We start from the raw sequence: 10,115 nt of genomic DNA, 5'->3' as shown, positions 1-10,115 counted from the left end.
CTGCCCCCGGCGTGCTCCATTTCATTCCGCCCCGTGCCGGGTGCAGCCCGCTCTCATGCCCCCGGTCTTTTCCACGATCCGTCCAACGACGATCAACGGAAAGGATCACATCATGACACTCGAACAATCCATCGACCTCGCAGAACTGCAAGCCGACATGGCCTTCGAGGCTTACCTCACCGCCTTTGATGAAGACGCCCATCCTGAGACCCTCGACAGCCTCGAGACCGAGGCGCTGATCGCCCGCAGCCGCTACGATGATCTGCGCACTCTGGGACTGGGTCACTGACCCAGATACCCCTGCGGGTCTTCGGATCCGCAGGGGTCTGATGCTGTTTCTTTGAAGTATCGTGCCGCCCCCAGAGGGAGTGATCCGCGCCATCCCGGGGGGCCGTTTTCGTGTTCCTGGCGCCCGATCCGTGACCGGCTCGGGCGCTTGGACTGTTCGTCGTTGCGTGCTGTTTGGGCGCAAATTTCGGGAGCTTTTTCGACCTGGCTGTCCTGCATCGATGAGGGAGGAACCCGTTCTATGTTGCGCTGCGCAGCGGGGTCTTGACGGCGTCCAATGCCAGCAAAAAGACACAACATGCAAAACATAATATTGTGCAATGTGAATTATTGAAGTATAAGCGAAGGAGAGAAGGAAGACGTTGGCAGGATATGGCCAATGTTTGCACATTTTGTCCGAGGGGTCTGTGATGGGCGTTTCCCGCAAAGCTGAATGCTCCGCCGCACGCGAACGCGATTGCGAACAATCGCTGCCTCGAGCGCGACTGCACATGCATCCATTTCTTTGAAGCGGGAGAACGTCCTAGTGCCGAGGCCAGCGAAAAACCTGAAGTTTGAAGAGCGCATCGAAGTAGCGCGGCGCTTTGCGGCGGGCGAAAGTGCAAAGGAGCTGGCGGCGGCGTTCGGCATCTCTCCGCGTCATGTGAACCGGCTCGCGAAAGAGGAGGCGGGCGAGGGGATCGCAGTGCGCGATCCGAGCGAGACGGTGGCCTTCCGGGCAAGCCGATCCGAGCTGGACGCCTTCGACGCGGAGTGGCGCGCGCGGGGTTATGCCAATCGGTCTCAGGCGCTGAATGCGGTGCTGCGTGGACGGTGCGGGTTCCTCGATGTGCCGCGTGATCTGGTCGCGGAATTCTGCGCCGCGTGGCGTCAGGCGAAGGATGTGAGCGACGCAGGACTGGTGCTTGCCAAGGCAGTGCATCGCGGTCGGCTGGAGGTCTCGGAAACAGATAGGGCGGTGCTGATCGAGCTCCTTGATCTGGCGCGGTCGATGAGCCGAGAGATGGGCCGGATGAAGGATGCGGCGCAGGCACTGCGTCATCAGGGGTGGCCGCAAGAGGAAGAAGGGCAGGGGGCGGAGAGCGCGGTTCTGGAGGACAGTTCGCCCGCGACCGGCGGCGGTCTGAGGCTGGTGCGCAATGGCTGATCCGCTCGCCCTCTACACCTCGGTCATGGGGCGGCTCTGGGAGGATGAGCGCATCCGAGGTCAGGCCGCGGCGCGGATTGATGCGCGGCTGGCGGGGCGTCGGCAGGGGCGGAGTTTCGCGCGCGTCGGCTCGATGTCGGCGCGCATCGCGCTGAAGGCGGCCTCGGGTCAGAGCCGGGCGGCGGTCTTCAAACGGATCCGGGCCGGGGGCTGCAAGACGCGTGCTTCGCTCGGGGCGCAGATCTCCTACATCAATGACAAGGCGGTCTACACCTACTCGACGATGACCAACGCGCTGACCGATGCGGCGGTGCTTTCCGAGGAGCAGAAAGAAGACATCATCGAGGATTGGGCCGGGACCTGGCGCGGCTCGACCAAGCTCGGGTTCACCTCGCACATGCTGCTCTCGTTCCCGACCGACGTGACGGTCGACCAGGTGCGCGACATCGCGATGGACTGGACGGAGCATTTCTTCGAGAGCGGCGAATATGGCGATCAGTGGGACTATGTTCTCGCTGTCCATGACGACCGGGCGCACAAGCACGCGCACATCATCCTGAACAATCGCGGCGTCGAGAAGGGCACCTGGTTTTCCTGCTGGGCCGAGGGCGTGATGTCGCCGCAGCTCATGCGCGAGAAGCAGGCTGAGATCGCGGAACGCTATGGCGTGATGCTTGATGCCACCACCCGGCTTGAGCGCGGCATCTTCGAGAAGCCCGCCGGGATCGAGGAGATTTACCGCGCCAAGGAAGAGGCCCGTCTGCCGCGCGAGATCGTCATGACGGCGCAAGAGTCAGCCATCGCGCAGGCGCAGGTGGTGGGCTTCGCCAAGGACTACAAGAACCTCGCCGACCTGCTGGACCGGATGGACCAGCGCCACATGGCGCGCGCCGTGCGCGGCATGGCGGACGGGCTCGGCTCCGGCACGCCGTGGAACTTCACCGAAGGAGAGATAGATATGAAGGACATCAAAACCGTCGGTGACGCGATCGACTATTCCGAGCGCACGATCGAGGCGCTCAGGCTCAAGGCCGAAGAACTGGACCCGGCCGAGCGCGCCGCGTTCGAGGCCAAAGCCGCGCCGATCATCGCGGACCTCTCGCAGATGGTGCCTGACCCGGAGCTGCGCGCGCGCTTTGGCAAGCAGCTCGAAGAACCCTATCCGCCGGGGGCGGGCAGCGAAGTGCTGATCGCCGCGCTGAAGTCCGGCAATGATGAGGGGCTGCGCGATGTGCTCGAGAGCGCAGAGGAGGTCGGGATGGACAGCGAGGAGCTGGTGGCCCGTATCGCGGCGGGCGGTACGCGGAACTACGGCATGGCGCAGGACTGGGTCGAGCGGGACATGAACGCGGTGCTGGCGAAGGATGGTCTCAGCGTGGAGACCGCGAGTGACGACCAACTCGACGCCGCGCTCGAGAAGGTCGACGGCGTGATGGACGCGCTGATGGAGCGCGCGAAAGAACTGGGCGTCGAGATTGGCCGAACCCTTGCCGATGAGGAAGAGGCGACGCTGCCGCTCATCGACGAGGACGACCGGACGCCAAATCCCTACCTGCAGGACCTCGCCGACATGTTGCGCGATGGCAAGCTCACCGAGGAACAGGAAGAGACCATCGAGCGGACCCTGCAATCCGAACTCTTCAAGGAACTGGGCGAGGAAGGTTTGGCCGAGCTACGCCGTGGCAACTACGAAGTGCTGGGTGCGGCCCTGCCGAGCAAGCTCGATCAGATCACGGTCACGCAGGAGTTCCTTGAGATGACGTTTGAGGAAACGGGCGACCAGGTCTTTACCGACCGCGCCGCCGGGTTGCAGCAGGACAAGGCGACCGAGGTGGCACGACTGCGCGGCCAGCAGGAGTCGCAGGAACTGGGTCGGGACCGCGGTCTCGATGACGAGATGGAATTCTGAGGGGGATGAGCAGCATGACCAAGACACTTCCCCTGTGGGCCGCGCTCCTCTTCGGTGTGATCTGCGGCGCCGTCATCGGCACCATCGTCGCCGCCTTCTACCTGACCCTGGCTCTGAAAACCGGGTTTCAGAGTTTTGACATGCTGGCGCTTTGGAAGGCCAGCGCCGGCACCCGCGCGGCGCACCCCGAGGCCTTTAAAGTGGGGTTTGGCGCTGTCGGCTTCGGGGCCATCGGCCTCGGCGCCCTGGCGCTTGCCTGGACCTGGAAGAAGGAGCGGGACGATTACGGCTCGGCGCACTGGCAGACAATGGCGGAGCTAAAGAAGAACGACATGCTGCAGGCCCCGGGCAAGGGATTCGTCTGCGGCAAGCTCGGAGCCCCGACGTCCAAAGCTGAGTTCATCTCCTCGACCACGATCCCGCATGTGATGATGGTCGCGCCCACGCGGGCCGGTAAGGGGGTGGGCTTCGTGATCCCCAACCTCCTGAGTTTCGCGGGCTCGGTCGTGGTGCTGGACGTGAAGGGCGAGAACTTCGAGAAGACCGCACGGCTTCGCGCACTGAACGGCGACGAGGTCTATCGCTTCAGCCCCTTCGACTGGGCCAACGCAACGCATCGCTACAACCCGCTGGCGCGGATCGCCAAGGCCCCGACATTCGCGCAGCGTTTCACCGAGGTCTCGATCCTGGCCGACCTCTTCCTCGACAAGGACAACAAGACCCTCGACACCTTCTCCGAGGCTGGCAAGTCGATCTTTGTCGCGGCCTGCCTGCTGGCGATCCAGCGCGGCACGCCGAACCTCGGCGAGGTAAACAAGATCGTCGCCGGGGGCGAATACAAGAACGCCCAGTACAAGACCTATGCCGACGAGGCCGAGGAAGACATCCTGCGCGAGCTCTGGACCAATGCGGCCTCAGCCTCGTCGCGGCTGCTGACCTCGAACATTCAGGCGCTGATGACGGCCGGTCTCAAGCAATGGGACAACCCGGCGGTGCGCTCGGCCACCGAGGCGAGCGACTTCGATTTCTCGACATTCCGCAAGACTCCGCAGTCGCTCTATATCGCGGTCTCCGAGGATCATATCGCGACGCTGGCGCCGCTTCTGCGCTTAATGTTCGCCGATCTCATCGCCTCGATTCGGCTCAACGAACCGGGTCCGGACGAACCTTGGCCAGTCATGATGATGATCGACGAGTTCCAGCAGATGGGGGCGATGCCCTATCTCGAACGGGCGATCCATTCGCTGGCAAGTTACGGCGGCCGCGTCGCAATGATCGCGCAGTCGCTGGCTTCGCTCGACCGGATCTACGGGCCCGAAGGCCGCGAAAGCCTCGAGAACGGGGCAGGGCTGAAGCTCTACATCACCCCGCGTGACCAGCGCACCGTGAAGGAGGTTTCCGCCGCGGTCGGCAGCACCACCCGCGAGGCGGTGACTCGAATGTATGGACGCAACAAGGGCTTCCTCGGGGCGACTTCGACCTCAGCGCGGCTGGAAGAGCGGCCGCTGCTTTCTGAGACCGAAGCGCGCCTGATGGACCCCGACGAGGTCATTATCCTCGCCTCGCCCCAGCACCCGATCAAGGCGAGCCGGATCAAGTATTTCGACGATCCGTTCTTCAAGGCCATGTTGGCCCGCCAGGAGGGCAAGCCCTTCCCTTATCCGCCGAGCGTACAAGGTGTGGGGCCTTGGGGCGGCGAGGGTGATGATGAGGCCGGCGCAGACGAGCAGGCGAAACCAGCCGAACGCGCGCCAGTCCGGGACCGCTCGCAGCGCCGCGAAGCGCGCGCGATGAGCTTGAGGACGATGGAGGCCGGGCGTGGACAGCCTGAGCCCGAGACGCTCGAGCGGGAAGCGGCTGTGCCGAAGGAATGGGAAGCCGCGCTTGATCGGCAGGAGGATTTTATCGAGGAGTTGTTGGGATAGATCAACACCTTGCCACCGACCAGCAAGAACGGCATTTACGGATACGAATTCCATTCCACCGGTAGTCACACCATGGCCCGAAAACCCGCGCTTTCGATCGACAAGCTGAAGGACCTCGGTGCCGGTACACTCGCCCGGTTGGTGCTGGTGGAGGCCGAGCGAAATGCTGGGTTCCGGCGGCAGGTCAAGACGGCGCTAGCAGGAAAAGACGGACCGGAGGCGATTGCCAAGCTGATCGACCGGCGTCTGTCTGGGCTGGTCCGGGCGAAGAGTTTCGTCGACTGGGAGAAGGCGCGAGCCTTTGCTGACGATCTGCGCAGCCTGACGGACACCATCACGTCGGAACTGGGGTCTGCATCCCCCGCGTTGGCCATCGACCGGCTTCTGCGCTTTGTCGCGACCCATGGGCAGGTGTTCGAACGGGTGGACGATTCCTCGGGCCGGGTCCAGGACGTATATTATGGGTCGATCCACGACATCGGCGTCCTCGCGCAGAACCTGCCGACGGAAGAGGCTGACTCATTGCCGGACAAGATCATGGCCGCGCTTGGCGAAACCACCCATGGTTACCTGACCGATGTGACCAATGCAGTGGCACCGCACTTGCCGCAAGACACACTTGCCCGATGGGACGCCGAGTTGACCGGGGCTATCGCCGAGAGAAGGGCCGAGGAAGCGGCGCAGCAATCTGACGGTTGGCTTTATTCCATGACTACGCAATGGGCGGAAATGCGACAGACTATTGCCTTGGCGCGCGGCGATCTGGACCTGCTGATCGCGTTGGAGGCAGCAAAGAAGCCGCATATGCAGGACACGCTGGGGATTGCCGAAGCGTTGCATGGCGCCGGGCGCGCGGCAGAGGCGCTGGAGTGGGTGCGCAAACCGGGGCGGCGCAGCTTTGGCGAAGATGACGACCTGTCGCCCCTGCGGATTGCTTTGGAGGCGCGAATCCTTGAGACCACGGGTGACCGACTAGAGGCACAGGCTCTACGGTGGCGGTGTTTCGAAGCCGGGCTTTCGGCGGACATCCTGCGCAACTACCTGAAAGGCCTTCCTGATTTTGACGACATGGAAGTTGAGGACCGAGCTTTTGCGATTGCGCGCCAACACGCCAGTCCCGAAAGTGCGCTACAGTTTTTTCTTGACTGGCAGCGGCTCGATCGCGCCGCCGACCTGATTGTCAGCAACCGCCAACACTGGAACGGCGGCGACTGGCATACCTTGCCCAAAATCGCATCCCTGCTCGAACACGATCACCCGCTCGCGGCCACAATCCTCTACCGCGCCTTGCTTGACGACATCCTAATCAAGGCGCGTTCCAAAGCCTACGGCCACGGCGCGAAATACCTCGCGAAACTGACATGGCTGGCCGACGCCGCCAATGTCAACCGACCGACCGAAATGCCAGATCACGAGACCTACCTCGCCGCATTGAAGGCGGATCATCCGCGCAAATCCGGGTTCTGGCGGCAAGCCGGGGAAGGCTGACTTCGACAAGGAGCAAAAACGTAAAGCCGGCCCACAGCCGACATTCGCCAGGACGGTCATCGCTGCAACGCAGTTCCCCGAACCGGCCTTTCGTGACATCGCGCAGAAAAATTGGATACGCGAAGGTCAGCAGTAGGTAATCGAGGAAACCCGAAGTCCCGACCCAATTGCAAAGATCTCAGCCATCGGGTGTACTGGTCGGAATTTCCTGAAAAACCCGGGGACAGGTGTGAAACTTTTCGAGCAGAAAATTGAAGGCGTTCCGCAGTTCGTCAGCTACTTCGCGCCGGTCCTTGAGGTCTTGCGCGATCTTGGGGGGCGGGCGCGCCCGAAACAGGTCTTCCAAGAAATCGCGCAGCGACATGAAGTACCGGACGACTTCCTGAACCAGACCAACAAAAACGGGCAGCCGAAGTTCAACAATCGGGTTGCCTGGGCACGGTTCTACCTTGTTAAGGCCGGCTACCTCTATTCCCCGAAGCGCGGCATTTGGGCCCTGACCGATGCGGGTGGTTCCATCGAAATGACGGATGACCTCGCCGTCGAGATCTTCAGACAAGAGCATGCAGCACTCAAGGCTGATGAAGACGAAGACCAGGCACCGGAAGGCGATATCGTCCCGGAAGGCATCAACTACTGGTTCGTCGGTGCAGCATGGGACGAAGGCGACCAGACCCCACGCTTCCTTGGTGAAGGCATCTGGCAGAATGGCTATGACGACAAGTTCTCACATCTCGTGAAACAGATGAAGCAGGGCGACCGGATCGCGATCAAGGCGACTTACACGCGCAAGAACGATGTGCCGTTCGAGAACCGAGGGCGACCGGTCAGCGCCATGCGCATCAAGGCGATTGGCACGATTACTGGCAATCCGGGGGACGGGAAGACTGTCGATGTCGCCTGGGAAGAAGTCGACCCGCCACGCGAGTGGTTCTTTTATACCTACCGCACGACTGTCGCCAGGGCGCGCTTTGAGGACGACGACATGGCGAGGCAACTGGTGGCATTCGCCTTCGACGGAGAAAACCAGGACCTGGCACGGTTCCTGGCGCATCCCTACTGGGCCGAAAAGTACGCCGAGGACCTCGAACCCCTCACCCTGATCGAGGAGGAGGAGCAGGCGGACGGCGAGACAGATGCGCCTCCGATCGAGCCCTATGGCATCGACGACATCATTGCCGAGGGCGGGTTCTTGTCGCGTGGCGCGCTCGCGAAACTGATTGCACGCTTGGAGGATAAGAAGAACCTGATCCTTCAGGGTGCGCCAGGCACCGGCAAAACTTGGCTCGCGAAGCGCCTGGCAAAGGCGCTGATCGGGCGACGCACGCCGAAGCCCGAGCAACTGCGCTCGGTCCAGTTCCATCCGTCGCTCTCTTACGAGGATTTCGTGCGAGGCTATCGGCCCAGCTCAGCGGGTCTTGTGATCACCGACGGTGTGTTCCTGCAGGTGGTGGAGGCCGCCCGCGCCCAGCCCGACATCGCGCATTTACTCATCATCGAGGAGATCAATCGCGGCAACCCGGCTCAGGTCTTCGGCGAGATGCTGACACTACTCGAGAACACCAAGCGCAGCCGCGCTGACGCGATCGAGCTCGCCTACCGAAAACAGCCAGGCGAGCGCGTGCATGTCCCGGACAATCTCTACATCATCGGTACGATGAACGTGGCCGACCGCTCGCTGGCACTCGTAGATCTGGCGCTTCGGCGGCGCTTCGCCTTCATCTCGCTCGAGCCCATGCTGAACGATTCCTGGGCCGCATGGTGCGCGGATCGCGGGCTCGACAGCGACATGGTGGATCTGATCCGGGCGCGCATGACGGCGCTGAACGACGAGATATCCGGCGACAGGACTCTAGGTCAGCAGTTCCGCGTCGGCCACTCCTACATCACGCCAACCGAGCCGCTGGCCGATCCGAAGGGCTGGTTCAACGACGTGATAGAAACGGAGATCGGACCGCTGCTCGACGAATACTGGTTTGATGCGCCCGAGAGGGCTGCCGAAGCAAAGGCGCGGCTGCGCGACGGGCTCTGATGGCCTCCGAGATTCCGCTTCGCAACATCTGGATCTTGTTTCTCTATGCCGCGGATCTCGTTCAACTCCAGGGTCGATTCGAGCGCGATGTCGAGCAGGCCCAGGACTTGCCGGATCTCATCGGCCGCCTGATGGCCCACGTGGTCGAAGATCGACTTCACCGCAACCTGAGCCGTGGCTACCAGGCGCGGACAGCAGTTCTGCCGCGTGTACGCGGTCGCATCGACATGCTGGCGACAGAGGCGGGCCAGCTCATGGAGCGCGGTCAGATCGCCTGCCGGTTCGAAGAGCATGTCATGGACACGCCGCGAAACAGGCTGGTTCGCGCTGCGCTTGAACGTCTCTCTGCCCGAGTCTCCGCCCGGGAGACCGGACATCGTTGTCGCAGCCTCGCGGCGGATTTCGCGCGCGCGGGCGTCTCGGCGCGCAGGCCCTCTCGCGCCGAACTGGCGACCGACCAGATAGGCAGGAACGAGAATGCGGACAGAATGATGGTGGCACTTGCCCGGATGGTCTTCGATGGGACGATACCGACCGAAACCAAAGGGGCCTCGCTACAGCCCGGTGATGAGACGACCGAGCACCTGATCCGCCGTCTCTTCGAACGCGCCATCGGCAATGCGCTCCGTATAGCCCTGAAGCCAGAGGGGTGGTCCATTGCCCAGGGGCGACGCCTCGCTTGGCCTGTGTCCGGCACAACCCCAGGCCTGTCCGCGATCCTTCCTGGCATGCAGACCGACATCGAACTGACCCATCCCGAAACCGAACGTCACGTGGTCATCGACACCAAGTTCATCCGAATTCTGACCAGATCGAACCACAGGGACGAAATCTTGCGAAGCGGGTATCTATACCAGATGTATGCATATTTGCGTACACAGGAACACATGGAGCAGCCTCCCAGTCTGACCTCGGAAGGAATTCTGCTCCATCCGCAAGTTGGCGGCAGCGTTGACGAAACCCTGGTTATTCAAGGACACCCTATTTCGTTTAGAACGATAGACCTGACCGCGCCCACAACAGAGTTTGCTTCGCAACTGCACAAGACTGCTACTGCGCAAGCGCGGATCGGAATTTGACGGCCCTGAGCAGCCGTTCGCCAGCGTGGACATCGCCGCAGTGCGGCTTCCCCATACCTGACCTTCGTGGCACCTGCAGCATCGTTCAGGGCTTCAAGGTCAGCAGTGCGGACTTTTCGGGCTTTCGCTGCGCCGTTCACGAAGGTCCGTTGCCCCCTCTTCTTCAGGGTGGACTAAGCATCGAGTAACGCATCGATCACCGCGCATTCTGGGGCAGCATCGCCGGTGCATCGCGCAACAGTGTCCG

The 10,115-nt window shown here is 62.4% G+C and carries 7 protein-coding genes; all 7 read left to right on the top strand.

Annotated features, from left to right (window positions below):
- On the top strand, positions 1 to 289 hold a 289-nt coding region (locus RID11_RS02255; protein WP_350135628.1), incomplete at its 5' end, for a hypothetical protein.
- 525 nt (positions 290 to 814) lie between these two features.
- Positions 815 to 1,435, top strand: a complete 621-nt coding sequence (locus tag RID11_RS02250) for a helix-turn-helix domain-containing protein (RefSeq protein ID WP_350135626.1) — start codon at positions 815 to 817, stop codon at positions 1,433 to 1,435.
- Complete coding sequence (locus RID11_RS02245) at positions 1,428 to 3,344, top strand: relaxase/mobilization nuclease domain-containing protein (RefSeq protein ID WP_350135624.1); 1,917 nt, start codon at positions 1,428 to 1,430, stop codon at positions 3,342 to 3,344. Before RID11_RS02250 ends, RID11_RS02245 begins: the two co-directional genes overlap by 8 nt.
- Before the next feature lie 14 nt (positions 3,345 to 3,358).
- On the top strand, positions 3,359 to 5,269 hold the full coding sequence (locus tag RID11_RS02240; RefSeq protein ID WP_350135622.1) for a type IV secretory system conjugative DNA transfer family protein: 1,911 nt from the start codon (positions 3,359 to 3,361) through the stop codon (positions 5,267 to 5,269).
- A gap of 72 nt (positions 5,270 to 5,341) precedes the next feature.
- Entirely contained in the window at positions 5,342 to 6,757 is a 1,416-nt protein-coding gene (locus RID11_RS02235) for a DUF6880 family protein (protein WP_350135620.1), read from the top strand.
- A gap of 229 nt (positions 6,758 to 6,986) precedes the next feature.
- On the top strand, positions 6,987 to 8,789 hold the full coding sequence (locus RID11_RS02230; RefSeq protein WP_350135618.1) for an AAA family ATPase: 1,803 nt from the start codon (positions 6,987 to 6,989) through the stop codon (positions 8,787 to 8,789).
- On the top strand, positions 8,789 to 9,868 hold the full coding sequence (gene mcrC, locus RID11_RS02225) for a 5-methylcytosine-specific restriction endonuclease system specificity protein McrC (RefSeq protein ID WP_350135616.1): 1,080 nt from the start codon (positions 8,789 to 8,791) through the stop codon (positions 9,866 to 9,868). The genes RID11_RS02230 and mcrC overlap by 1 nt, the downstream gene beginning before the upstream one ends.
- Positions 9,869 to 10,115 lie beyond the last annotated feature (247 nt).

Source organism: Roseovarius sp. (assembly GCF_040219995.1).
Classification (GTDB): domain Bacteria; phylum Pseudomonadota; class Alphaproteobacteria; order Rhodobacterales; family Rhodobacteraceae; genus Roseovarius.
This window is presented reverse-complemented; position numbering and strand designations above follow the sequence as displayed.

What these genes read in the sequence shown, in the direction of transcription:
- RID11_RS02245 (WP_350135624.1), top strand. Translation starts at nt 1,428, where the DNA reads ATGGCTGATCCGCTCGCCCTCTACACCTCGGTCATGGGGCGGCTCTGG.
- RID11_RS02240 (WP_350135622.1), top strand. Translation starts at nt 3,359, where the DNA reads ATGACCAAGACACTTCCCCTGTGGGCCGCGCTCCTCTTCGGTGTGATC.
- RID11_RS02235 (WP_350135620.1), top strand. Translation starts at nt 5,342, where the DNA reads ATGGCCCGAAAACCCGCGCTTTCGATCGACAAGCTGAAGGACCTCGGT.
- mcrC (WP_350135616.1), top strand. Translation starts at nt 8,789, where the DNA reads ATGGCCTCCGAGATTCCGCTTCGCAACATCTGGATCTTGTTTCTCTAT.